The sequence below is a fragment of the Streptomyces sp. NPDC060049 genome, assembly GCF_042736715.1.
Taxonomy (GTDB): domain Bacteria; phylum Actinomycetota; class Actinomycetes; order Streptomycetales; family Streptomycetaceae; genus Streptomyces.
The window spans coordinates 821-23481 of sequence record NZ_JBHWVV010000016.1 but is presented as its reverse complement, the minus strand read 5'-3'; the positions used below and the strand labels follow the sequence as shown (position 1 = coordinate 23481).

Annotated in this window: 19 protein-coding genes and 1 pseudogene; 8 read left to right on the top strand and 12 right to left on the bottom strand. The window is 68.4% G+C overall.

Going from position 1 to position 22661, the window contains the following annotated elements:
* Window positions 1-344 precede the first annotated feature (344 nt).
* From ACFWBY_RS27060 to ACFWBY_RS27050, 3 genes and pseudogenes are all read right to left on the bottom strand, one after another.
* Window positions 345-509: pseudogene (locus tag ACFWBY_RS27060) on the bottom strand (SpoIIE family protein phosphatase); the annotation flags it as partial.
* A 271-nt stretch (window positions 510-780) separates the two neighbouring features.
* Window positions 781-984, bottom strand: coding sequence for a cold-shock protein (locus tag ACFWBY_RS27055; protein WP_351041234.1), 204 nt, complete (start codon window positions 982-984; stop codon window positions 781-783).
* Between the two features lie 293 nt (window positions 985-1277).
* A complete protein-coding gene (locus ACFWBY_RS27050) occupies window positions 1278-1571 on the bottom strand; it encodes a MerR family transcriptional regulator (RefSeq protein WP_385343090.1) in 294 nt (97 codons plus the stop codon).
* Window positions 1572-2684: 1113 nt separating this feature from the next.
* Between ACFWBY_RS27050 and ACFWBY_RS27045 the strand changes: the two genes are divergently transcribed.
* The gene (locus tag ACFWBY_RS27045; protein WP_385343093.1) at window positions 2685-3866 is read left to right on the top strand and encodes a PP2C family protein-serine/threonine phosphatase; all 1182 of its coding nucleotides are present in this window, start codon (window positions 2685-2687) and stop codon (window positions 3864-3866) included.
* Between the two features lie 393 nt (window positions 3867-4259).
* On the opposite strand, the gene ACFWBY_RS27040 is transcribed toward ACFWBY_RS27045, so the two are convergent.
* The gene (locus ACFWBY_RS27040; RefSeq protein WP_385343095.1) at window positions 4260-4484 is read right to left on the bottom strand and encodes a hypothetical protein; all 225 of its coding nucleotides are present in this window, start codon (window positions 4482-4484) and stop codon (window positions 4260-4262) included.
* A 141-nt stretch (window positions 4485-4625) separates the two neighbouring features.
* Window positions 4626-5075 (bottom strand): SRPBCC family protein, encoded by a 450-nt coding sequence (locus ACFWBY_RS27035; RefSeq protein ID WP_385343098.1) that lies wholly within the window; start codon window positions 5073-5075, stop codon window positions 4626-4628.
* 787 nt (window positions 5076-5862) lie between these two features.
* On the opposite strand from ACFWBY_RS27035, the gene ACFWBY_RS27030 reads away from it, so the two are divergent.
* Window positions 5863-6474 (top strand): hypothetical protein, encoded by a 612-nt coding sequence (locus ACFWBY_RS27030; RefSeq protein WP_385343100.1) that lies wholly within the window; start codon window positions 5863-5865, stop codon window positions 6472-6474.
* A gap of 1005 nt (window positions 6475-7479) precedes the next feature.
* On the opposite strand, the gene ACFWBY_RS27025 is transcribed toward ACFWBY_RS27030, so the two are convergent.
* Window positions 7480-8598 carry a fatty acid desaturase family protein gene (locus ACFWBY_RS27025; RefSeq protein WP_385343103.1) on the bottom strand — a complete coding sequence of 373 codons (1119 nt, stop codon included), beginning with the start codon at window positions 8596-8598 and terminating at the stop codon, window positions 7480-7482.
* A 7-nt stretch (window positions 8599-8605) separates the two neighbouring features.
* Complete coding sequence (locus ACFWBY_RS27020; RefSeq protein ID WP_385343106.1) at window positions 8606-9661, bottom strand: ferredoxin reductase; 1056 nt, start codon at window positions 9659-9661, stop codon at window positions 8606-8608.
* A gap of 86 nt (window positions 9662-9747) precedes the next feature.
* On the opposite strand from ACFWBY_RS27020, the gene ACFWBY_RS27015 reads away from it, so the two are divergent.
* The 3 genes from ACFWBY_RS27015 to ACFWBY_RS27005 all read left to right on the top strand — a co-directional run bounded on the left by ACFWBY_RS27015 (window position 9748) and on the right by ACFWBY_RS27005 (window position 13085).
* On the top strand, window positions 9748-10887 hold the full coding sequence (locus ACFWBY_RS27015) for a PucR family transcriptional regulator (RefSeq protein ID WP_385343109.1): 1140 nt from the start codon (window positions 9748-9750) through the stop codon (window positions 10885-10887).
* A gap of 202 nt (window positions 10888-11089) precedes the next feature.
* Window positions 11090-11884, top strand: coding sequence for a DUF4239 domain-containing protein (locus tag ACFWBY_RS27010; RefSeq protein ID WP_385343112.1), 795 nt, complete (start codon window positions 11090-11092; stop codon window positions 11882-11884).
* A gap of 643 nt (window positions 11885-12527) precedes the next feature.
* On the top strand, window positions 12528-13085 hold the full coding sequence (locus tag ACFWBY_RS27005; RefSeq protein ID WP_385343115.1) for an EF-hand domain-containing protein: 558 nt from the start codon (window positions 12528-12530) through the stop codon (window positions 13083-13085).
* Window positions 13086-13301: 216 nt separating this feature from the next.
* Here the strand turns inward: ACFWBY_RS27005 and ACFWBY_RS27000 are convergent, their stop codons facing one another.
* Window positions 13302-14585, bottom strand: coding sequence for a wax ester/triacylglycerol synthase domain-containing protein (locus ACFWBY_RS27000; protein ID WP_385343118.1), 1284 nt, complete (start codon window positions 14583-14585; stop codon window positions 13302-13304).
* Between the two features lie 306 nt (window positions 14586-14891).
* Window positions 14892-15536, bottom strand: a complete 645-nt coding sequence (locus tag ACFWBY_RS26995; RefSeq protein WP_385343121.1) for a dihydrofolate reductase family protein — start codon at window positions 15534-15536, stop codon at window positions 14892-14894.
* 271 nt (window positions 15537-15807) lie between these two features.
* Between ACFWBY_RS26995 and ACFWBY_RS26990 the strand changes: the two genes are divergently transcribed.
* The gene (locus ACFWBY_RS26990) at window positions 15808-16479 is read left to right on the top strand and encodes a hypothetical protein (RefSeq protein ID WP_385343123.1); all 672 of its coding nucleotides are present in this window, start codon (window positions 15808-15810) and stop codon (window positions 16477-16479) included.
* A gap of 248 nt (window positions 16480-16727) precedes the next feature.
* On the opposite strand, the gene ACFWBY_RS26985 is transcribed toward ACFWBY_RS26990, so the two are convergent.
* The 3 genes from ACFWBY_RS26985 to ribB form a co-directional block, all read right to left on the bottom strand.
* Window positions 16728-18947, bottom strand: coding sequence for an MMPL family transporter (locus tag ACFWBY_RS26985; RefSeq protein WP_385343126.1), 2220 nt, complete (start codon window positions 18945-18947; stop codon window positions 16728-16730).
* Between the two features lie 197 nt (window positions 18948-19144).
* Window positions 19145-20308, bottom strand: coding sequence for a 1-acyl-sn-glycerol-3-phosphate acyltransferase (locus ACFWBY_RS26980; protein ID WP_385343129.1), 1164 nt, complete (start codon window positions 20306-20308; stop codon window positions 19145-19147).
* Between the two features lie 50 nt (window positions 20309-20358).
* Window positions 20359-21012: a 3,4-dihydroxy-2-butanone-4-phosphate synthase gene (gene ribB, locus ACFWBY_RS26975; protein ID WP_385343132.1), complete on the bottom strand. Its 654-nt coding sequence runs from the start codon at window positions 21010-21012 to the stop codon at window positions 20359-20361.
* A 250-nt stretch (window positions 21013-21262) separates the two neighbouring features.
* Here ribB and ACFWBY_RS26970 point away from each other — a divergent pair, with 250 nt between their 5' ends.
* Window positions 21263-21499 carry a hypothetical protein gene (locus ACFWBY_RS26970; protein WP_385343135.1) on the top strand — a complete coding sequence of 79 codons (237 nt, stop codon included), beginning with the start codon at window positions 21263-21265 and terminating at the stop codon, window positions 21497-21499.
* Between the two features lie 693 nt (window positions 21500-22192).
* Window positions 22193-22396: an STAS domain-containing protein gene (locus ACFWBY_RS26965; protein ID WP_385409719.1), complete on the top strand. Its 204-nt coding sequence runs from the start codon at window positions 22193-22195 to the stop codon at window positions 22394-22396.
* The last annotated feature ends 265 nt before the right edge of the window (window positions 22397-22661 follow it).

Here is a 22661-nt window from a genome sequence, read left to right as displayed (position 1 = left end):
GGCTGGGCAGCAAGGCAATCGGGCACGCCATCTCATGAAGTGTTCGTGTCTCCAGCGACCGGCTGGGACCTCGGTCTGTTGGAGAGCGCATCGGCTCGCGAACTGTTGAGAGGTCGGCCCCTGGTGGCGGGCTGAGGACATGAAAGCTGTTTCGAGCCTCTGCCGGGCGGGACCGGTCTTTGACGAGAGCTCAAGGCTACGGAACTACCGAAGGTCTCCGCCCGGCAGGGCGCGGGCGAGGCAGGGCCGGCCTGACCAGAGGGACCCAGTCCCCGAAGGGCGGCAGACCTCGACCTCGCCTGGTGGCCCTTGCACTCACACGCCTGGGTTCACCGATGACCTATTAGAACTACCGCTTCGGCTTCGCGTTCCTGCATGCCGTCGGTGTGGAGCAGGAGGCGGTCGCCGGGACGCAGGTCGAGGTACTGGACTTGGTAGATGCCCGGGTGGTGGGCGCCCTGACGGCGGCCGGAGCCGGAAGTGCGGCTGCGGGCAGGTCCATGGGTGATCGCCTGCCCTCGGTCGGGAAAGCAATGTCGCCCGTTCCGCTGCGGCGGGCGATCAGCATGTCATCAGGAACGATGCAGCTCGGCGGCGGGTGACTGCATGGGAGACCACGGTGCCCTGCCACACGGATGAGGGCCGCGCAGGAGCGCGGCCCTCATCAAGTGCGTGCCCCTTCCCGCCGGGAACCGGCCCCGGTTTCGATGTCCGGGTCGCCCGCTACGGCCGGCCGGCAAGCCGGGCCGATCGCGGTGCCTGCCGGCCGGTCGGGGAGGGTCAGGCCGGGGTGATGTTCTCGGCCTGGGGGCCCTTCTGGCCCTGGGTGACGTCGAACGTGACGACCTGGCCCTCCTGGAGCTCGCGGAAGCCCGAGGAGTTGATCGCGGAGTAGTGGGCGAACACGTCCGGGCCGCCACCCTCCTGGGCGATGAAGCCGAAGCCCTTCTCAGCGTTGAACCACTTCACAGTTCCCGTAGCCATATCCATGCCTTCCAGTCGATGAACGCCTCCCACAACGTGTGGAAGGCGGAGGTGATCGTCCTGGTTCCTGCGGCACAGCACAGCAAAACACCCACGCCAAAGGCGTGGGCAAAGGGAACTTCCGAACCACGACAGCTGACGTAAACGCTACACGCCAACAACACCCGGTCACCAGAGGAAACGACCCGGAAGCCAGATACCAATGTGGGGCCCGAGGCCCGCCGGTGTCCGGCGGGCGCGGGACGGTCTCAGGCCGCTGCCGTCGGGTTCGCCGAACCAGCGGCATGGCGGTATCAGGCGTTGATGCGCCGGGCTTCCTCGAGCTGGTCCTCGAGGATGACGATCCGGCAGGCGGCCTCGATCGGGGTGCCCTGATCGACGAGTTCACGGGCGCGGGCGGCGATCCGCAGCTGATAGCGGGAGTAACGCCGGTGTCCGCCGGCGGAGCGGAGTGGGGTGATCAGGTGTGCTTCTCCGATGGCGCGGAGGAAGCCCTGGGTGGTGCCGAGCATCTCGGCGGCCCGGCCCATCGTGTAGGCGGGGAAGTCATCGTCATCGAGACGGCCGAACGAGTCGTCTGCGGTCATCGCACCTCTTTCTGGAACACGGAGGGGCCCTGGCGCCTATGGCACCAGGGCCCCGAAGGAACTGACTACACCATCTGCCGGCCCTGGAACTGCGCCGGCCTTCTGTATCCGCCGACCCGACTGGAAGGCTGTCGGGGATGCGGGGATCGCGGTTGCTTGACCGGAGACCACCTCACTAACGATGTCCTGCGGTACCCGGACTCGCGTGGCGTCCGGGCGATCCTGATGGCGCTCGGCTCCTCCGTTCTTCCCTCTGGTGATCAACTACTTACCTGCGGGGGACCGCGTACTGCGGGGTACTGCTCAACTGCGTGTACTGCTGGTGATGCGAACTGCTGTGTGACCTGACCAAGCGCCACTCTTCGGCAGCCAGCCCCGTCGCCCATCCTGCAACTGCTCTGGCTTAGAACCCCACTGCCGAACCTCCCGCTGCGTGCGCCCGCAGCCGACGCCTTCACCGAGGTACTGCTCCACTCACTTCACTGCTGGGTACTGCTAACTGCGGGTACTGCGGGTACTGCCACTGCGTCAACTGCGGTACTGCTCACGGTGGCCCCTGATCACTGCGGGCCACCCGGTCCGGTCGCCAGTCCCGTCGCCGTCCTGCACCTGCTCTGGCTTCGACACTCCACCACCGCACCGCCCTGCGAACTGCAACTACGGGTACTGCGACTGCGTGTACAACTGCCCGGCAGTTCGTCCCTGCCAGGCCCTGCGGTCTCTCTGAGCTACGAGAGAAACCATAACCACGACACCGCCCAATGTCTACTCCAGCCGACATAGATTTTCAGGTGCCCTCTCTTGAGATAATCGGATGCTGCCCGGTTCGACCGCTGCGGGCGGGAACCCAACCGCCGGCCAGGCAAGGCCGGACACACAACAAGGGAGGGCATTTTGTCGAGCATCGCCGCGGACACCCTGCTGGCGTCCAGACAATCCACTGGCAGGATCATCGAGCGCAGGCGTCCCCGCGCCCACGGCGTCGGGATGGCCCGTCTGTGCAACCGAAGGGCAGCACGAGGACGAAGTACAGAACGAAGCGGTCCCAGACGTGCCGAGCGTGATTCTTGCGGTGTCGGCGGGAAGGGCAGTGCGTAACTGATGGAGGCTGACATGGCGCGTGATCGAATCGGACTGGCCGAGGTGCTGGCGGCCGCGGAGGCGGCCGCGCCGGTGGACTCCCTCGATGTCGTGGCCCGCAATCTGCGCGACCGGTTCCACGCGACGTATGTGTCGTTCCTGTTCGTCGATGTCGTCGGCCGGCGTCTGCTGCGGGTCCACGACACGGCCGCATCCGATCAGGAAGGGCGCACCGGGCAGGTCCCGCTCTCAGGGAGCGGCGTCTACGACGAGGTCCTGCGCAGCCAGAGGCTGGTGCGGGCACCGGCTGCCGAGGGCGGACTGGGGCAGCGGGTCCTCGCCCCGGTCACCAACCGCGGCGACACCATCGGTGTCCTGGAGCTGTTCCTCACCGAGGTCACCCCCGATGTGCTGGCTCAGGTGGAGGAGGCCGCGCACGCGCTGGCGTACATCATCGTCACCGACCGCCGGTTCACCGACCTCTACCACTGGGGCAACCGCACCACCACCGTGAGCGTCGCCGCCGAGATCCAGCGCCAACTCCTGCCCTCGGCCGCCTCCTGCGAGGCCCCCGAGTTCACCCTCGCCGGCGCCCTGGTCCCAGCTGCCACCATCGCCGGCGACACCTACGACTACAGCCTCGACAACGGCACCCTGCATCTTTCCGTCACCGACGCCATGGGCCACGACGTCCACGCCTCCCTGATGGCCACCCTCCTGGTCAACGCCTCCCGAGGCGCCCGCCGCGCCGGATGCGACCTCCCCGAACAAGCCCGACAGACCCACCAGGCGCTCATCGACCACGGGCACCGGACCTTCGCCACCGGCCAGCTCCTGCGCATCGCCCTCGACGGAAGCGGCGCCCAGCTCGTCAACGCCGGCCACCCCCGGCCACTACGACTGCGCGACGGCGCAGTCGACGAACTGCCCCTGACCGTGAACCTGCCCTTCGGCGTCGCCCACCACCAAGGCGTCTACCAGGTCCAGGACCTCGACCTGCAACCTGGCGACCGTCTCCTCCTACACACCGACGGCATGCAAGAACGTCAAGCAGAGGCGGTCGACCTGCCCGCCCTTCTCCGCAAGACGGCCGAGGAGCACCCGCGCGAGGTCGTGCGCACCCTGGTCGGCGCGGTCAGCGACGCCTACGACGGCCGGCCCCCACGCGATGACGCCACGGTCCTGTGCCTGGACTGGCACGGCCCTCGTCGCTAGCCGCGTCACGACGCTTCCGCGCCGACATGGCGTGGCGATACGTCGTGATCCTCACCTTCGGCTACATGATCAGCCGCGGGCTGGCCGAATCCGGCAGCCGTGACCACTACGACGGCTCCTGCTACCGGCTGGCGGGCGCGCGGTCCGCGGCACAGCCTGGCCGCACTCAGTGCGTCACGTCGGGTGTGGATGCCGGTGATCCGCAAATGGGTGATCCCGGGACCGCCGCGGTCGTCGCCCACCCCTTACGGGGATAGCTCACCTGTCAGACAAGGCCGGATCTGCTCCCGCAGCACCGGCATTTCACAGCGAGCCGCCCCCCGACCGGCCTTCAGGCCGGGCAGAGGGCGGCGCAAACCAGACGCCGGCTCCCGGTAGGGCGGGACCGGGCCGTCAGTTTTCCTTGGTGATGGCCATGCCGAGGAAGATTCCCACCAGCAGCGCGACGCTGCCGGTGACCATCACGGACCACGTTCCCGCGTGCGTCGCGCCGAACGTCGAGGTCATTCCCGCCTGCGTCGCCGCCTGCGTGGCCTGCGCCCCGGCCATGGTCGCCTCCTGGACGGCCAGAGCCGTCTCCAGCTCCTGAACCTTGCTCTCCAGCTCGGACTGCTCCATCGCGCGATTCCTCTCTCACGGCGTGCCGGGCTGATTCCGGCATCACCGTCCATCGCTTCCCCTCCGCGCGCGCATAGCGTCGCCGGGCACCTGGGGTGCACCCGTTTGCCTACGACGTGCTCTCTCACCGGCGCCAAGGGATCAGACGTCGCCGTGCCCGGCCCTGCTTTCGGTGCCGCGCTCCTCGATGAACTTCTTGAATCGCTTGAGGTCGCCACTGACGTGGCGGTCGATGAGGCCAAACTTGTCCGCGATGTTCTCCGCCAGTCCGTCGGGATTGAAGTCCATGCGCAGGGTCACCTGGGTGCGGGTGGGGTGGACGGGGTGGAAGGTGACGACGCCCGACTGCTCGGTCTCTCTGCCGACGGTGACCCAGGCAACCCGCTCGTCCGGAACCTGCTCGGTGATCTCGGCCTCGAATTCCCGGTCGACCCCGCCGATCCTGGTCACCCAGCGGGTGAGGGTCTCATCGACCTGCTCGACGCGCTGCACACCGTCCATGAACAGCGGGAACGTCTCGAACCGGGTCCACTGGGTGTAGGCGGTACGGACGGGGACATCTACCTCGATGGATTCATTGACCTGGGACACGGCGCAGGGGTTCCTTCCGGCAGGGGCCGCGGGGCGGCCTGCTCATCTGGGACGATGGATATGTGCCCGTCGGTCGGCCCATACCTGGCGGCCAGGCCCGTGAACCCCTCGGACGGCCGCTCGAATCGACGAACGGGTACCCCCGCTCACAGATCTGACCGAACGTCCGGGGGGTCGCAACCACGGTTCAGTGCGATAGGTGGCATCGGTGGCCTCGAACGGCCTCTCCGTCGCCCGGGTTCACTGGTACGAGGGGAACTCGGTGTCCCCGCCGGCGGACCAACAGGCCGGCTCGGGCGAGGTGGCCGACCGCTGAGGCGGTCACCCGCCGCCCGCACCGCAACCGCGCCCCAGGGCCTCCGTCGGCCGGTCCGCCGCCACCCCGGCCCCGATCGGGCCCCGCAGCGCGGCCCGCACCTGGCTCCGGGTCGGCAGCCTCCACCACCGCCCGCGACCACAGCCCCGGACCGGCGTCGGCGGCCGGTACAAGGCCCGAGCCGGCCGCCCACCGTCAGGCCGCCAGAGGCACCCGCAGCCGGCCCGCAGACTGATTCTCGTCGCACTGCTCCCGCACCGAACGCGCCAATGAATCCCACTCCGATCGCACATCGGCGGCCCGTCGATCGGGCCGCGCCGTAAAGACGCAGGACTGAGCAGGCAGGACCAGCCCGGTGATCGGGACGGGGCACCTGGTCGGGCTCTGCGCTGACGTTTGTCACTTACCTCCGCGGCGGAGGCGCCTGAGGCTGGGAGGAGTTGTTGGGGCGACGGAGGAGGGGGTGCTGGCGTGACTGCGGCGGACTGGGTGGTGGGGACGGTGACGGCGGGGCCGGGCAGGGTCGGGGTCGTGCGGGTGTGGGCTGGGGCGTTGGTGGCGGTGCTGGTGCGGCGGCGGTCGGCGGTGGGATTGCGGCATTCGGCGGGAGTGCGGCAGTTGGTGTTGCCGCTGGTCGTCATGGAAGTCGTGGTGGCCTCTCTGCTGTCCTCGATGCTGCCGCCTGCGGCGCGGCCGGTGCACGCGGTGGTGGAGGCTCTGCTGGTGGTGGCCGGGCTTGCCCTGGTAGCCGCGGTGCTGCGGCATCCGCATGAGGTGGACGCGGAGCGGCTGGTCCTGCGCACCGGTTTTCTCGGGGACGTGACGTTGCCGCGCTCGGCGGTGCGGTCCGTTTCGGCGGTGGTGCGTACCGTCCCGGGCAGGGGGCCGCGGGTCGTGCCGGGCGAGCCGGGAGCCGTGGCCTGTTCGGTGGACGGCTCGCTGAACGTGGCCGTGTACCTGGATCCGCCGGTCCGCCTAGACCTGGGGGCGGCCGGAGTGGTGGACACGAGGACGGTGTACGGCTCCGTGGATTCGCCGACCGCCCTCTCGGCAGCGCTCGGCGCGACGCCGAACAGTCCTTAAAGGCTGCGGACGGTGATGTCGCCGTAGGCGCTGATCGCGTGGAGGGACAGACCGGCGGCGCCGCCGGTTTCTTGAGGGCGCTGCGGATCCGGCCATCCCTTGCCCGAACCGCGGGACATCGTCCGCGGTCACGTCCAGGCGCAGCCGCTCGAAGCGGAGCGGGTGACGGAAAACACCCCGGTCAACGGCCCGACCAGCGCTGACCTCCGCCACCAGATCCGAGCGGACCAACACCACGTCCAGGACGTCACGACTCCCCCACGCCGCCGTGAACCGCACACTCTCGAAGGGGTGCCCGGGCTGGCCGCCGCGAGGTGCTCGCCAACCTGCCGGGACACCTCCGGGCGCCGCGGAACCGTCCGGCCCACCGCACGCAGCCGGCCCGCCGCGTCGTCGCGGCCCAGGACGAGAAGCGCGGGGCAGGTCAGGGTGCCCGGGATCGCGCCGATGATCGCTTCGGTGGTGTCCGTCTTCTGATCTTGGTCCACCCTCTGTATGCAAGGGAGTAACGGCTGGCCAGGGGCTCGATGACAAGACCTTCGACGCCCGGCTGCTGGAGGGCCTGGTGCCAGACCAAGGCGGTCTCCCGGTCATCCGTCGCCTCGCCGGTACCGGCTGGATCGGAGGCCGAGGCTTTCCAGTACTTCCAGCACCAGCCGGCGGCGTTCGGCGTACGGCCGCCCGCGGTCATCTCCGAAGTCCGGGTAGTCAAGGAGGTCGAACGCCGAAGCGCGCGAGATCGAGAATTCCTGATGCTCGAACTCGTGGAACCCGCACGTGATGCCCGAGGAGGCGTGGCGTCACGTACGGGTTCTCAAGTCCATATGGCTGGTCCTTGCTCTGAAGCCAACGCTCCGTCATTCGCATGCGGGCCTTGCTGGTCTGCCCCGGATCCCGTGTCGTACGGTTTGACGTCGCGGTCGCCCACCGTCCGCAACGGAACTTCACGAACCCGGCGGTGCCGCCGGTACGGCACGGCCGAGAGGTCTGAACCAATACCGGAAATCAGGCGGCGACGAGCTCCTGCTCGCGGTCCGGCGTTTTGACCTTGGGCTTCTTGTTCGGCAGCGCGAGCCGGAAGACCTTGCGCCACGCGGAGAACACCTGCTTGGGCAGCGGGCCGGTGACGTACTCCAGCTCGTATTTTTCGAACAGAGCGCGCACCTTCACTGCGACCTCGGCGTACCGGTTGCTCGGCAGGTCCGGGAACAGGTGGTGCTCGATCTGGTGCGACAGGTTGCCCGTCATGAAGTGCATGGCCTTGCTGCCGCTGATGTTCGCCGAGCCCATCATCTGGCGCAGGTACCACTGGCCGCGCGTCTCGCCCTTGATCGACCGGCGCTCGAAGACCTGTACGCCCTCGGGGAAGTGCCCACACATGATCACCGAGTGGGACCAGATGTTGCGGACCAGGTTCGCGGTGAACGTGGCGGCGAGCGTGGTGAGGAACGACGGGCCCGACAGCAGCGGGTGGATCACGTAGTCCTTGAGCACCTGCTTGCGGATCTTGCGGCCCACGGCCTTGGCCCGCGCGCGGAACTCCGGGTTCTTGCGGCGGCGCTTGTGGAGGTTCTTGCCGAGCTCCAGGTCGTACGCGGCGATGCCGTACTCGAAGAAGCAGGCGTTGAGGAAGTTCCACAGCGGCTGGCCGAGGTGGAAGGGGTGCCACTTCTGGTCCTCGTCGACGCGCATGATGCCGTAGCCGAGGTCGTTGTCCTTGCCGATCACGTTCGTGTACGTGTGGTGCAGCTCGTTGTGCGAGTGCTTCCACTGCTCGGACGGCGAGACGTGATCCCACTCCCAGGTGGTGGAGTGAATCTTCGGGTCCCGCATCCAGTCCCACTGGCCGTGCAAGACGTTGTGGCCGATCTCCATGTTGTCCATGATCTTCGCCACGGACAGCCCGGCGGTGCCGAGCAGCCACGCCGGCGGGAAGATCGAGAACAGCAGCACACCCCTGCTGACCAGCTCGAGCTTGCGCTGCGCCGAGATGACCTTACGGATGTAGGCGGCGTCTTTCTCGCCGCGGCCGGCGATCACCTCGTCGCGGATCGCGTCCAGCTCGCGGCCTAGCTCCTCGATCTGCTCCGCGGTCAGGTGGGCGGTGGGGTCGATGGCGGTCAAGGTGCTCCTACCGTTCGATGTCGCATGGGCCCGCCGCGGCGGACACGCAGGTCTGGATGAGGACGCCCGGCTCGGCCTCGGTGATCTCGCCGGTGCGCAGGTCGCGGACGGCGCCCGCCTTGAGCGGCGTGACGCAGCCGAAGCAGATGCCCATGCGGCACCCGGAGGGCATGAGCACGCCGGCCTCCTCGCCGATGTCCAGCAACGGCGTGGCGCCGTCCGCGTCGACGGTCTTGCCGGTGGCGCTGAACGTGACCTCGCCGCCGTCGCCGGCGACGACGATGCTGGGGCGGAAGCGTTCGGTGTGCAGGCGCTCTTGGACGCCGTGCTCGGCCCAGTGCTCTTCGGCGGCGTCGAGCAGGCCCGCGGGCCCGCAAGCCCAGGTCTCGCGCTCGGCCCAGTCGGGCACGAGTTCGTCGAGACGGGCGATGTCGAGCATGCCGTCTGTGTCGGTGTGCACCTCGGTGAGCCGCAGCTTCTTGTCCGCGACTAGGTCGTGCAGTTCGTTGCGGAAGATCACGTCTTGCGGCCGTGGCGCGCAGTGGACCATGACGACGTCGTCGAACTCGATGTCGCGCAGCATGCCCATCACGGGCGTGATGCCGCTGCCGGCCGTCAGGTAGAGCACCTTGGCGGGCTTGGCCTGCGGCAGCACGAAGTCACCGGTCGGCTGGTCGAGCTGGATCAGCGTGCCCGGTTTCGCCCTGCGGACCAGGTGGTTGCTGACCTTGCCGTCCGGGATCGCCTTCACGGTGATCGTGACGCGGCCGTCCTGGTGGCTCGTCGGCGAGGTGATGGAGTAGGCACGCCACAGGCGCACCCCGTCGACGTCGACCCCGATCCGCACGTACTGACCGGCTGTGTGGCCGCGCCAGCCCCGTCCCGGCCTGATCACGATAGTCGCGGCGTCACCCGTCTCGGGGTGCACGGCCTCGATGCGCCCACGCAGGTCAGCGCCCGCACGCAGCGGGCCGACCAGGTCGAGGTAGTCCGACGGCAGCAGCGGCGTCGTGACCATCTCCAGCAGTTTCCACGCCCTGCTGCGGAGGGTTGTACTCGTCATGACTCCAGCTTGCTGCGCCTCAAGGCGTAAAGTCCTGACCGTAGGACGTAAAACTGGTCGGCTAAATTGTTCGCAAGGAACAAAACGTGAGCCATGCAATCCGGAGGGCCAGCGAACTGGCCCTGGATGAGAAGACGGTCACCGCACTTCGGGCTGCGCTGAAGACCACCGCCGACGAGGTCGTCCAGGCGATCATCGACGAGGTCCCTCCCTACGCCAACGCCCTTTCGGGCCGCATGGGCGGCACCATCCGCCGAGCCGTCCGCACCGCCCTGGGGCACTACCTGAACCTCGCGAGCGGGAACGCTACTGGCGGCGACGCCGGTGACGCAGCCTACGAGCTGGGCCGCGGCGAGGTGCGCGACGGCCGTACGATGGACGCCCTACTCAGCGCCTACCGCGTCGGCGCCCGCGTGGCCTGGCGATGCCTGGCAGCGGGTGCCGTACCCGCAGGTCTGCCCGCCGCCGAGGTCGCCAAGTTCGCCGAGCTGACCTTCGCCTACATCGACGAGCTCTCCGCCGCGAGCGCCGCGGGCCACGCCGACGAACTGGCCGCCCGGGGCAGGGCCCACGAGCGCCACCTGGAACACCTGGCCCGCGACCTCCTCGCCGGCGCGAGCCCGGATGTCCTGCTGGCCTCTGGTCAACGGGCCGGGTGGCAGCCTCCGGTTTCGCTGACCGCCGTCCTGCTGCCTGCCGACCAGGCCCGACCTGCCTACCGCGCGCTCGACCCGAGCACCCTCGTCCTCGACGATCTGCCGGATGCCACCGGTGTGCTGCTCGTCCCCGATGCCGACCGATCACATCTCTTGCGGCAGCTGACCGACCGCACCGCCGTGGTCGGCCCGGCCCGGCCATGGACTCGTGCGTCCGCGTCGTACGCACGAGCCGTACGCGCGCGCTCCCTCTCCGCTGATATTCGCGACACCGAGAACCACCTGCCCGAGCTGGTGCTGAGCGCCGACGTGGACGCGTTCGCGGACCTGCGTGCCCGAGCCCTCGCACCGTTGCGGACCTTGCCTGTCGCGACCGCACGGCGGCTGGAGGAGACGTTGCGGGCGTGGCTGCTGCACCAGGGCAGGCGGGACGAGGTGGCGGCGGCGTTGTTCGTCCATCCCCAGACAGTCCGGTACCGGATGTCGCAGCTGCGGGAGCTGTTTCCGGATCTCGCATCGCCACACCGGGTCCTTGAACTGACGCTGGCAGTCGGTCTTCGGGTCAGCTGACGCGTATTTCGACCGTCCACGACCGCGTGCCTCGTGAAGCAGTGCACGGTGGTGCGGACCGGGCAGTACGAGGGTGTCCAAGGCGGCACGTTCGGCGCGGGTGTCAGCGCCCACGGCTACGTCGGTGCGGCTCAGCGGATCTCGGACTCATCGACGTGCACGGAGGCGGGGCCGAGGAGCGGCGGCGCTCGTTGAGCAGCGCATGATCCTCTGGTTGCTCAATCACCTCAGCACGTTCACCATTGCCGTCCTCGTCGTGGGCGGCCTCACCGCCCTCGCCGTGGTCGGCAGCCTGGCAGCGCGTCGCCGCTTCCCGCACCTGGCGCAGGGGGAGCACAACGAGATGGTCGGCGTCGCGCTGGGCATGTTCGGCGCGATCTACGGCATCATCCTCGCCTTTGTCGTCGTCACCCTTTGGACGCAGCTGGAGAACACGCAGAACATCGTCGCCAGCGAGGCCACCGACCTGGCCCTCGTCGTGCGCAGCGCCGACGCCTTCCCGCCGGCGAACCGGGCCAGGGTGCACGAGGCGGTGAGTGCGTACGCGCACGCCGTCGTCGAGGTGCAGTGGCCCCTGATGCGGGAGGGGCAGCCGAGCTACGAGGCCACCGGCCCGCAGACGCACGCCTTGTACGAGGCTCTCCAGGCGTACGAGCCGAAAGGCGCCCGGGCGGAGACTTTTTACGCCGAGGCGGTCACCCGCCTCAACGACGTCGCCGCGCAGCGTCGGGCGCGCGTCACGATGGCCGAGACCTCGCTGCCGGTCCTGCTGCAGGTGCTGGTGTACGGGGGCGCGTTCGTGATGGTCCCGCTCACCTTCCTGTTCGGGCTGCGCAGCCTGAAGACGCAGCTGCTGTTCGTGTCGGCGGTGGCCGGGCTCATCGGCTTCAGCCTGCTCCTGGTGGTGGCGCTGGACCGGCCCTTCGCGGGGGACCTGAGCGTGAGCCCGGCGCCGTACAAGGAGGCGGCCCTGGCTCAGTTTTGGGCCGCGCACTAGGTGTGCCTCTGCAGGCGCCTGCCGTTCGCTGTGGCGGCCCTGCTCCTGGCCGCCGTTCCCGCCTCAGCCGACGGGCCCGGTGCAATCGGGCAAGGCAGGTCAACGGTCGGCAGCGGCGGGTCCATGGATGCCCGGAGCCGGCGGCGGCCAGGTGCGCTGCCTGGCGGGCCTGCTCCGGGCGCAGCGCGACGGTGCGACCCACCGCCCGCAGGCGGCCCGCGTCGTCGCGCCGACCGAGGACCAGGAGCTGCGGGCGGGCCAGGGTGCCGGTGACGGCGCCGACGATCGCTTCGGTGGTGTCCCGTCTTCTGATCTTGGTCCTTCTCCGCACCAGCGACGCGGGGCGAGGCCATTGTCTACGTACTGGGAGTGGTCGCGGGGCGTTGGACCTCCAGGATGACCGCGGTCCCGGTCACGGGTTGGCCCTCGTGCATGGTGCGGTGCCGCAACGACCACATCGAGCCGCAGGCTCGGGGGGCAGGTGGGGCGGCTCGTGGGGCAAGACGGTCACGGCGGCCCGAAGCGGCCCACCCCCGGTTTGTGGTGTGGGAACCGTTTCGAAGCGGTTCGCGGATCGTTCCCCTTTGTGATCACCAGCGGGTGATCTTGTGCCCGGATCGGGCGGAAGTAGAGGAGACGATCGATGAGTGCTGCTGCTGGGGTGCTGGACCAGAAGCTGAGCCGTGCTTTCGCCATGCTTGACGTCGACGGGGATGGCCACCTGCGTGAGGAGGACCTGCTGGTTCTCAGCGAGCGGCTCGCCGCCGCATTCGGCATGAGCGGCGATGCCGCAAAGATCGCCCGCTTGCGTGGCGCGCACACCCAGCTGTGGGCCCAAGACCTGTCCCCCATGGACACCGACGGTGACGGGCAGCTGGATCGGGCCGAGTTCATCGCCGGTTTGCGCGAGGCGGTTGCCAACGACCTCGGCGGCATCCTTGGGCGCCTCGGTGTCATGGTCGACGCGTGGATGGACATCTGCGACACCGACGACAACGGCCTCATTGACGAGAACGAATACCAGACCATGCTCATCAAGACCATGGGCGGCTCTCCTGAGGACCTGAAGGCAGCGTTCGCCAAGCTCGACGCCGACGGCGACGGCACTCTCTCCCGTGAAGAGATCCGGCGCGCCACCGAGGAGTACTGGACCAGCGAAGACCCGAACGCCCCCGGTAATCGCCTCTTCGGCGCCCTTTAACCCATCCTCCTGGCCCCCCGGTAGGCCGCGTCGAAGTGCGGAGTCCCTGCCGGGCCTGCTCGGCGGGATGCTCGCGGGTTGGTGCATGTCTGCACGGTCTGCGGGACGGCCAGGGCGCGTACGGCTGGCCGGCTCACCGGCCTTGTGGGGAGGAGGCTGCTACCGGGGGCTCGTCTCTCCCGGACCAGGGTGACCGGCGCTCCCGCCTGAGTCTGGTCATGCCGGCTGGGAGTCGGCAGTTCTGCTCACATCGGCCAGCGCACGGACTTCCTCACAGACGGCGGTGACCAGCGAGGCGGCCGAACCGGCATGGCCTTGCGGTGTCATCGCCGTCACTGTCAGCGTGTCCCCGAAGTTGGTCAGCTGCACGAATGTGTGATCCAGGTGCAGGTGCGGTGGCAGCATGCACATCCTGAGCAGGGGACGGCCCAGCAGGTTCGCGTCGGTCCATGGGACGCGGACGTTGGAGCAGAGCACGTCGGCGTAGCTCTCGCTCATCATGTAGGCCGCGACGCACTTCATGGCCCGCTGTCCACCGATGCGGACCAGCGCTTTGAGCAGCGCGAGGCCGCCCGCCGGCCGCCCGTGCTGCTTCACTTTCCTCATCGCGTGATGGGTCAGGAGGAGGCGTCGGTGCCTGTCCGCGGCCTGAGGGAGGGCGACCGTGTCCATGGAGGTGATGTCGCCCAGAGCTTCTGCCTGGGAGGGCGTGCGCAGGTCCACGGGGAACATCACGCGCAGGGGGCGGGAACGGTCCCTGATCAGGTGTGGGTGGGAATGAAGAGCGCCGGCCACAGCGGACATGAAGACATCGTTCACGGTGACACGCGCTTTCGGCAGGCTGGCGCGGGCGGCGGCGAAGGTCTGGAACGGGAGGTGCTGCCAGGCCAGGTCGCCGGGCCCTGAAGGGGGAAGGCATCCGCCCGCACGCCACAGATCGATGGGCGACTGCGCCTTGACCGCTTCCCACACCCCGCTGAGCGTGACCCGGGGTTTCGGAAGGGAAACCGGCGACAGGCACCCCGCCGGCAGGGGGTTGACCGCTTCGGTCTCCTCCAGCAGCACGCGCAGCAGAGTGCTGGCGGACACTCCGTCAAGAAGGGCATGGTGAAACCGCAACACCAGACAGAATTCGCCACCGGGCTGAATAACCTGGAGGAGCTCCCAGGGCGGAGAGTCGCGGTCCATACGAGAAGCGCTCATCTCGCTGACCAGCCTCTGAAGGCCCTCGTCCGTGGTCGGGGGACGGCTCGACACATGCCGTTCTGCCAGGAACGGCTCACCCAGACGCCACACGGGCAGACCGGCATGCTCCGTCACTTTCATCGACAACCGCGGAATGCCCGCCCATCGGCGCTGCACCGCAGCCCGGAGCTCACCCAGCGCGGGTGCGGCCCCCTGGAACCAGCCCACGACCGTGCAGGTGGTGGAAACTCCGGCGAAGTGATCTTCACTCAACACAAAGAGCGCGTCGTTGAGCGGCATGGCAAACGACTGCATTTCACTTCCGTAGCTGGGAAGGCGAAGGGGACAAACCGCCTCTGGTTGCCTCACCCGAGCGGCGAGGCGGTCCCGGCGGTGGCCGTGGCGACTGGGCGCTGGTGCTGCTCACGCCACCTCAACGATCTTGAACTGCCGGGGACACGACCGCAACGCTGCGGATGTCATGTCTACCGGCTCGCCTCCACCCGGGCACGAGCTGAGGAAACAGCCAAGGCCAGCTGACCGTCCGAGGTGCGACTCAACGGCCCCCCTCAGGGCAGGCCCCAGAGGCAAAGTAGCCGGCGGGGCTGCCCTGAGGACCGGTCACTTTCGCCAGAAGAGGTGGTGCGTCACCCCGCTCGGGCTGGGGACGACCTCCCGGTGGAACCGGTCGAGCAGCTCATCAGGGGAATCCCAGAGTCGTAGTCCGGACCCGAGCTTCATCGGCGAAACCGCCACATGCATGGTGTCGACGAGGTCGGCGTCGAGGAACTGCCGGATGGTGGTGACTCCGCCGCCGAGTCGGACGTCCTTGCCCTGCGCCGCCTCCCGGGCCTGCTCGAGCACCGTGGCAGGGTCGCCGTCGACGAAGTGGAACGTGGTGTCGGAAAGCGTGAACGAAGGACGCTTGTGGTGGGTCATGACGAACACCGGGGTGCGGAACGGGGGCTCGTCACCCCACCAGCCCTGCCACTCATGGTCGTGCCAGGGCCCGCGCTGAGGCCCGAACTTGTTGCGGCCCATGATCTCGGCGCCAATGTTGCGCGCGTAGTCCCGCGTGAAGTAGTCGTCCAAGCCCCGGCTCCCCCCGGGGTCGGTGCGCATGGGCCAGCTCGCCGTGGCGCCGGCCCAGGCGAACAGCCTCTCGGGCTCGACATGACCGAATGGCCTCTCGAGGGTCTGGTCCTCACCGGCACCGATTCCGTCACTCGAGACGTTGAAGTTTTGGACTCTCAGCAGCTGAGCCACGTGTTCCTCCTGTGTTGTCGACAACGGTAATGAGACTTGCCGGGCCGGGAAAACTCATCGCTGCGTCCGTGGCCGGTCAGAAATTGGGCTGCCTAGTAGGGATTGGTCAGGTCGGGGCTGGTGTGGGTATGCCGCGGTGACAGGTCGGGCAGACGCCGGTCCGTGTCGCGAGGAGGGTCTGCAGCTCGCGGACGACGCGGTAGAGGCTCAGGCCGGCGCCGCACCCCTTCGCGAGGTCGCCGCAAGGCAGTTTCGGACACCGCGCATCGGAGTGATCTTGATTAGTTGGGCACTCCCTATCGCGCTATCAGTCGTTACGGCAGGCATGAAAACCAATGGTTTCAAGAAGCGTCTGGCGGTTCTTTCGGTCGCGGCGGTGGTCTCCATGGGGGCCGCTTCCGTCCAGGCCAGTGCCATCACCACCGAACTCAAACTGCGGGGCAAGGCCACCTTCTGCCTCTCCCCGGAAGCGGCTCGCACCCTTGCAGCCCAGAGCGTGACCCTTGAGGCCATCGCTCCCGCCACGGTCTCCGGCACCTGCCTCACCATGCCGGGGACCGGCACGCTGGCGAGCGACATCTCGGGGGGTGAACTCCTCCTGCAGGGAGGCATGCGGTTCGCCGGCACAGGGCATCGCCTGGGCATCACCAACATGAACAGTCACATCCGTATCGGGGAGGGCTTCGACACCGCGGACGTCACCGTGGACGATGAGCCGGCGAAGAACCTCACCATCGACCGCTGGCCTGTCTCCGTGAGCAGGGTCGCGATCACCCCGACCTCAGTGACCGCGAAGGACAACCCGGTCACGCTCACCAACGCCGCGAAGGCGGCGTTCACCAAGGCTTTCGGTGCCAGCCCGACAGCAGAAGGTGAGCCCATGTTCATCTTCACGGCCCAGGCGGAGATCACCAACCCGTTCGGCGCTCTCCCCAAGCCGTAACTGTCGCCTGCTGCTGTGGACGCCCTACGGGAATCCGTGGAGCATCCACAGCAGCCCCGCCAGGCATCGCGTGTGCCGGAAGGCTTTTGCTCCGATGGCGGGCAGGTTCATCCGCAGATGGTGATCGATTGCGGCCCGCTCAGAATTGTCGGGGCCACAGTGCCGCCGGAGTTGCGCAGCCGTCTCCCAGGGGGTGCCACACGATCTGGCGGAACCCCTCGAAGATGACCAGGACGTCCGCGAAACGTTCAGTCGACAAGGGCACTGACGGTTCCTTTCTGGTCCGGTACTGAATCGGGACTCGGCTGCACGGGGTCGGCCCGGCGGCCCCACGCCCGGGGGCCGATCAGGAGCAGCGCTGCGGGCATCACGAAGCGGCGGATGACCAGGGCGTCCAGGATGACGGCTACGGCAAGGCTGATTCCCAGTTCCCTGACGATGCTGATCTGCGCGCTGGTGAAGGAGGCGAAAACGGCAACCATGATCACTGCGGCGCCGTTGACCATGCCTGCTGTGCGGGCGAGGCCCCCCAGGACCGCATCGGAGTGGGTAGCGCCCTCGCGGTAGCACTCCCTCATGCGGGCGATCATGATCACCATGTAGTCCATGCTCAGGCCGAACATCACCGCGAAGAGCATGGGTGGGGTGACGCTGTTGATGACGTGTTCGCCGTTCTGCGAGATGAGGGCCAGAGTGCCCAGGCTCGCGGCGACCACCATCGCGTTGAAGGCCAGTGCCAGCAGTGGGAGCAGCGCCGACCGGAAGGCGAAGAGCAGCAGGAGGAACGTGGCCAGGGCGACAGCCCCGACCACCAGGGGGATGGAGCGCAGTACCAGGTCGTCGAAGGCGACGCCCACGGCTGTCGCGCCCGCCACCTGCGCGGTGACCTGACTGCCTGTCAGCGAGCTGAGTCGGCTGCGCAGGTCCTTGACCAGATTGTGGGAGGCCAGCGTGTCGGGGTCCGCCCGGGAAGTGACGACGACCTGGGCGAAGAGGCTGTTGCCGCTTCGGGTCCACAGTTGCCCGATCGCCGTGGTGGCGCCGGCCGGCAGGCCCGCGCCACCGGAGGAGAGCGCCTGAGGCAGTGCTGCGGCCGGGACTCCGACTGTGGTGACTGACTGGACACCGGAGGCTTCGGGATTGCTGCGGGCGTAGTCCGTGACCTTCTGTACGGCCTGCAGCAGCGCTGCCTCGTCGGCGGCCCTGGCAGTGAGCACGATCTGTACCGGAAACAGGCCGTTCAGGCCGATGTCCTGCTTGATCCGCTCGATGCCCACGCGCGTGCTGTCACTGGCGGGCAGGATGCCGGCGCTGGCTACCGGGACCTGGAGGGTGAGGGCGGTGATGGGGAAGGCGCATGCGGCGAAGACCGCGACGAGGGCAACGAGCAGGGCGGCGGGACGCTTGAGTGCTCGGGCTGCCCCGGTTCCGGAGACGGGCGAGAAATCGTTCGTGGTGGCGGAGCGGCGCGGCAGCGTGCCCCAGTTGATTCGGGTTCCGAGGATGCTCAACACGGCTGGGAGCAGCGTCATCGACATCGCGAGGGCGACCACGGTGACGGTCACTCCGCCGAGCGCGATGCTGGTGAACGACATGGCCCGCGGGATGAAGAGCGCGGAGAGGGCGACGATCACCGCCAGTCCGCTGAAGAGCACCGAATGCCCGACGGTTTGCATGGTGCGCTGCAGTGCGTGCGGGACGCTGTGGCCTTGGTCCAGCTCCCCACGGAACCGTTTCACGATAAAGAGCGAGTAGTCGACGGAAACGGCGAGACCGACCAGGGAGACGATGTTGGTGAACAGTACGGACAGGTCGGTGGCCCTGCCGAAGAAGTAGCCGGCCCCTTGGGTGATGCCCAGGGTGACGCCGGCCAGTACCAGTGGTACGGCCATGGCCGCGATGGATCGGAAGACGAACAGCAGGACGACGATCAGGACCGGGAAGGCGATCAGCTCGGCCCGGATCCCATCCTGCGCGGAGCGCATGTTCAGGGCGTAGTCCAGCGCTGGGGCGCCGGTGACCTCGACCTGCACGCCCGACCCGACCCTCGCCGCGACGTTGGACCGCAGACGGGGTACCAGGTTCTGCACGGTGGTGTTGCTGCTGCCGTAGCCGACCTGCACGAAGGTGGTGTGGCCGTCCTTGGAGAGCCAGGTGGGGTGGGTCCGGTAGTCCGCGACGCCGGCTACTCCCGCGTCGGGGATGGCGGCGCGGGCTGCGGCGACCTGCCCTGCGACCGGACGGCTCGGGTCGTGCAGGACGACCAGGAGCGTGTTGGGCGCCTCGTGGAAGGCGCGGGTGAGGGTGCTCTGGGCGCGGGCCGCCTCGCCGTTGGGGTCGGAGAATCCGCCGGCCTTCAGGACTCCGTTCAGTTGCAGAGCAAAGGGAGCGGTCAGCAGCAGGAGCAGGATCCAGGCAGCTACGACTGCCTTGGGGCGCGAGATCACCAGGCGGGTGAGGCGGTTCATGAGTTGGTCCTCGGGTCGGGAGAGCGGAGACGCTCCACGCCGCCTGGTTCACACGGCCGGCCGGGGCCCACCGGGTGTGGTGGGGTCGCTCTTCTCGGGCGCGGAGCCTCGCGACGGATGAGGTCGCAGAAGGGGGCGATGGCGGCGAGCAGGACGGCGGTGGGCACAGAGGTCGTGCGGCTCTGCGGATAGGGGCCTCAAGCAGTGGTACGAGAGGGATCGCGCTCACGCAGGGCCATGGCGCGCTCGCGCCGCAGTCGGGTGCGCTGGTCGGGGGCAGGGGCGGCGACCACCCGGTCCAGGGCAGCCGCTGCCTGATCGTGTCGACCTGCGGCCAGGAGCGCCTCGGCATGGGCCATGGCGTAGCGGGAGTCGGCGCCTCCCAGCCGTTCCGCGCAGGCCAGGTGTTCCACCGCCAGGTCGGGTCGGCCTCCCAGGACCCTTGGCATCTTCAGGTGCCATCGGCCCAGGACGTAGTGGGCCATCAGGTTGTCGGCGTCCTCACTCAGTACCTTCTGTGCTCCTGCGCGCACCTGGAACACGCCGAACGCTTTGAGTGGCAGAGGAGCGTCCATGACGCGGAGTCCGGCCAGTCGGACCGCGCCGGACCGGACAGCGACGCTGTCCGGGTCGGCGCGGCGTGCGATGCGCAGTAGTAGGGCCGCCTGTCGGCGGCGGATTTTGAGATGGGTGGTGTCGACGCCGCTGAGTCCTCGTTCCAGGACGGCTTCGGCCAGCGCGCTGATCCGCTCCGCCGTGTCGGCCGCGGCGGGCGGCAGGGGGTCGGTGGCGTGTTCCAGGAGGGTGCTGATCGCCGCACGGCCGCGTTCGGTCAGGTCCCGGATCCGGGCGGCGCGCGGCAGCGCGGGATCGGGCAACAGCGGTGGACCGAACACGACTCGGGCTCGGGCGGCGCGGGGCATCTTGCCGCCGACGGGCAGGATGTCCTGCGCGCCCCACAGCGCGGCGGGTACCACGGGTACGTGGGCGCGGTCGGCGAAGCGGAAGCCGCCGTCCTTGAAGTCCAGCATCGGGGGCCGGGGGTTTCGGGTGCCCTCGGGGTAGACGACCAGGACGCGGCCCGAGTTGAGGATCCGGTCGGTCACATCGAGGAGTTCCCGTGCCGGGCGGCTGCGGTCCACGGGCACAGCACCGACACTTTCGAACCAGACGCCCCGCAGACCGGTGAAACTCTCCGCCTTGGTCAGGAACGCCGATTGTTCGCCGCGGGCTGCGAACAACAGGGCCTCGTAGATGAAGTGGTCGGCGAAGCTGACGTGGTTGGAGACGAGTACGAAGGGGCCGTCGAGGGGAAGGTGCTCCAGCCCCTCGACGTCGGCCAGGTGTCGACGCACTGTCATCGGCCTGGACACCGCAGCTGTCAGACCCGCGCACATGCGTTGCAGGAGCGTCACTGCTGGGCCGCCACGTACTCGACGAGCTTGTCGATGCTGGTCAGGACCAGGCCGTGCTTGCGGCTGAACTCCACGAGCTGCGGCAGCCGGGACATGGTGCCGTCGGGGTTGATGATCTCGACGATCACTCCGGCGGGTGCCAGGCCGGCGAGCTTGGCCAGTTCCACGGAGGCCTCGGTGTGGCCGCGGCGCTCCAGGACGCCGCCGTCCTTGGCGACCAGGGGGAACATGTGTCCGGGACGGTTGAGATCGTCGGCGCCGCCGTTGAGGATGAGGTCAATGGTCCGAGCCCGCTCGTGGGCGGAGATGCCGGTGGTGATCCCGTGTGCGGCAGTGCCATCGACGCTGACGGTGAACGCCGTGCCCTTGCGGTCCTCGTTGGACATCACCATGGGCGGCAGGCGCAGTTCCTCAGCGCGCGCGGCGGAGATGGCCACGCAGACGAGACCCCGCCCATGAGTGATCATGAAGTTGACGGTGGCGGCGTCGGCGAACTCGGCGGCGACGATGAGATCCCCTTCGTTCTCCCGGTCCTCGTCGTCCACGACGAGGACCATCTCCCCACGTCGGATGGCATCAATGGCGTCCTGCACCTCGTGCAGGACGCTGACAGCGGTCTCCTCACAAGTCCGGAAACCCTCGGCGGGCATGGAAGTCTGAACGCTAATGACGCTCTCCCCAACTGATCCAGTAGCGACGGTCACGGCGGTATCGGGGACTGCGTCGGGGCATGGTGGCACCAGCACAGCCACATCCATTGCGTGACACCAACGACAGGCATGGCGATGCCATAGCGCATCATTTGCGTAGTCGATTGATGACGCAACGTAACGTACGTTGAGGGGTCATGCAACCGGCGATCCATGGACAGGAAGCCTCCGTCATACGAGGGAGACGCCTATGTCCGGATCGGACGACCTGTACGGCCACGCCTGGACGGTGCAGAGCCTTCGGCGCTTTCGAAGTCATGCGCTGGACCGCGACGACGATCCCCGCGCCACCCCCGGTCGGGACCGGCTCCCGGTTCTCGCCGTCGGCGTCGGCGTCGGCGTCACCGGGGAGTTCCTTCCGAAGCTGGCGGTGAATCTTGAACCGCTCGTCCGGTCAGCCTCGGTGGAACAGATCTGCACCCCCTGAACGGTGCCTACCCCTTGACGCGGATCCTTCATTGCCGGAAACCTCCCGGCCCTCCTGGAGCCACTGCCGCTCAAGGGCGTCGTAGATCGGCGACTGGGAAACCCAACCGGCGCCCGCCTCCACATCGGTGAAACCCCTTGGCGCTGGAACGGTTCTCTGGTCCATAAGCAGCCCAACGACCCCACACCGGACGCGGCGGCGGGCCGTAACCCACCCGTCACCAGCAGACCCGCAACGGGGCGGCGACCACACCTCCCCCTGGGCGGCATCGGCCAGAGCTCAGGATCCGAAGACGCGCAGCACCCGCGGAGCGTTGGGCAGGTCTTCAGGGACAGCGGCAGTGCCGGTCAGGGGCATCAGGTGGCCGTTGACGCAGTCGCTGGGCCGCTGATGGTCGATCTCCCAGTTCCAACCAGCCGCAAGCGCGAGGGAACTGGTGGCATAGAGAGGCTGCGACAGGACCGACACCAGCAGAACGACCGCCCCATCACGTCACCGTCCCCTCACACGGGATCTCCGCGACTGAGCATCCGGGCGGCAGGACCCCGGCCGGCGCGCTGCTGCGGATCGAGCAGCTGGAGCTCGGCTCGAAGAAGCGGAATCCTTCATCACATCAGCTGAAACGATCCGGCAGCCTCCACGCCACCCCTCCAATAGAGAGCCTGCCTCCTAACAACCCCCGGGGAACTCGACATAGCCACCGCTCCCCACCTGCGCGACCAGGCAATGACCCTGATCGAACAGGGCCACCGCCACCTGATCCTGGACCTCCAGGACGTCACCTTCTGCGACTCCTCCGGCTTCAACGCCCTCGTCGGGATCTTCCGCTGCGCCAAGTCCGTCGATGGCACCCTGGCCCTCGCCGCCGTCCCCGACCGCCTTCAGCGCTCCACCTGACCGGCTCGACACCCTGCTGCCCGCCCATCCCACCGCCGCCCACGCCCTCACCGCACACACCCGCAGCCAGGACACCGCCACCGCGTGACCCTCCCGCGACGACCGGTAGTCCCCGCCCGCCCAGTGAAGGGCGGTGCCGCGTTCCTCAGCGCGCGCCCGGGGGGGGGGAGAGCTCCTTCGGGCCGACGACGTGCGAAGGCGCACGCCGGGCAGCGGCACCTCATGACATCGCAGAGGCGGGGGGCGGCAACCGATTGGTTGCCGC

Coding starts and splice junctions, on each gene's coding strand:
- ribB (WP_385343132.1), bottom strand. CDS start 21,012: ATGCCCGCCGAGGGTTTCCGGACTTGTGAGGAGACCGCTGTCAGCGTC.
- ACFWBY_RS26980 (WP_385343129.1), bottom strand. CDS start 20,308: ATGACAGTGCGTCGACACCTGGCCGACGTCGAGGGGCTGGAGCACCTT.
- ACFWBY_RS26985 (WP_385343126.1), bottom strand. CDS start 18,947: ATGAACCGCCTCACCCGCCTGGTGATCTCGCGCCCCAAGGCAGTCGTA.
- ACFWBY_RS27045 (WP_385343093.1), top strand. CDS start 2,685: ATGGCGCGTGATCGAATCGGACTGGCCGAGGTGCTGGCGGCCGCGGAG.
- ACFWBY_RS27050 (WP_385343090.1), bottom strand. CDS start 1,571: ATGACCGCAGACGACTCGTTCGGCCGTCTCGATGACGATGACTTCCCC.
- ACFWBY_RS27040 (WP_385343095.1), bottom strand. CDS start 4,484: ATGGAGCAGTCCGAGCTGGAGAGCAAGGTTCAGGAGCTGGAGACGGCT.
- ACFWBY_RS27020 (WP_385343106.1), bottom strand. CDS start 9,661: ATGACGAGTACAACCCTCCGCAGCAGGGCGTGGAAACTGCTGGAGATG.
- ACFWBY_RS27010 (WP_385343112.1), top strand. CDS start 11,090: ATGATCCTCTGGTTGCTCAATCACCTCAGCACGTTCACCATTGCCGTC.
- ACFWBY_RS27005 (WP_385343115.1), top strand. CDS start 12,528: ATGAGTGCTGCTGCTGGGGTGCTGGACCAGAAGCTGAGCCGTGCTTTC.
- ACFWBY_RS27000 (WP_385343118.1), bottom strand. CDS start 14,585: ATGCAGTCGTTTGCCATGCCGCTCAACGACGCGCTCTTTGTGTTGAGT.
- ACFWBY_RS26970 (WP_385343135.1), top strand. CDS start 21,263: ATGTCCGGATCGGACGACCTGTACGGCCACGCCTGGACGGTGCAGAGC.
- ACFWBY_RS27055 (WP_351041234.1), bottom strand. CDS start 984: ATGGCTACGGGAACTGTGAAGTGGTTCAACGCTGAGAAGGGCTTCGGC.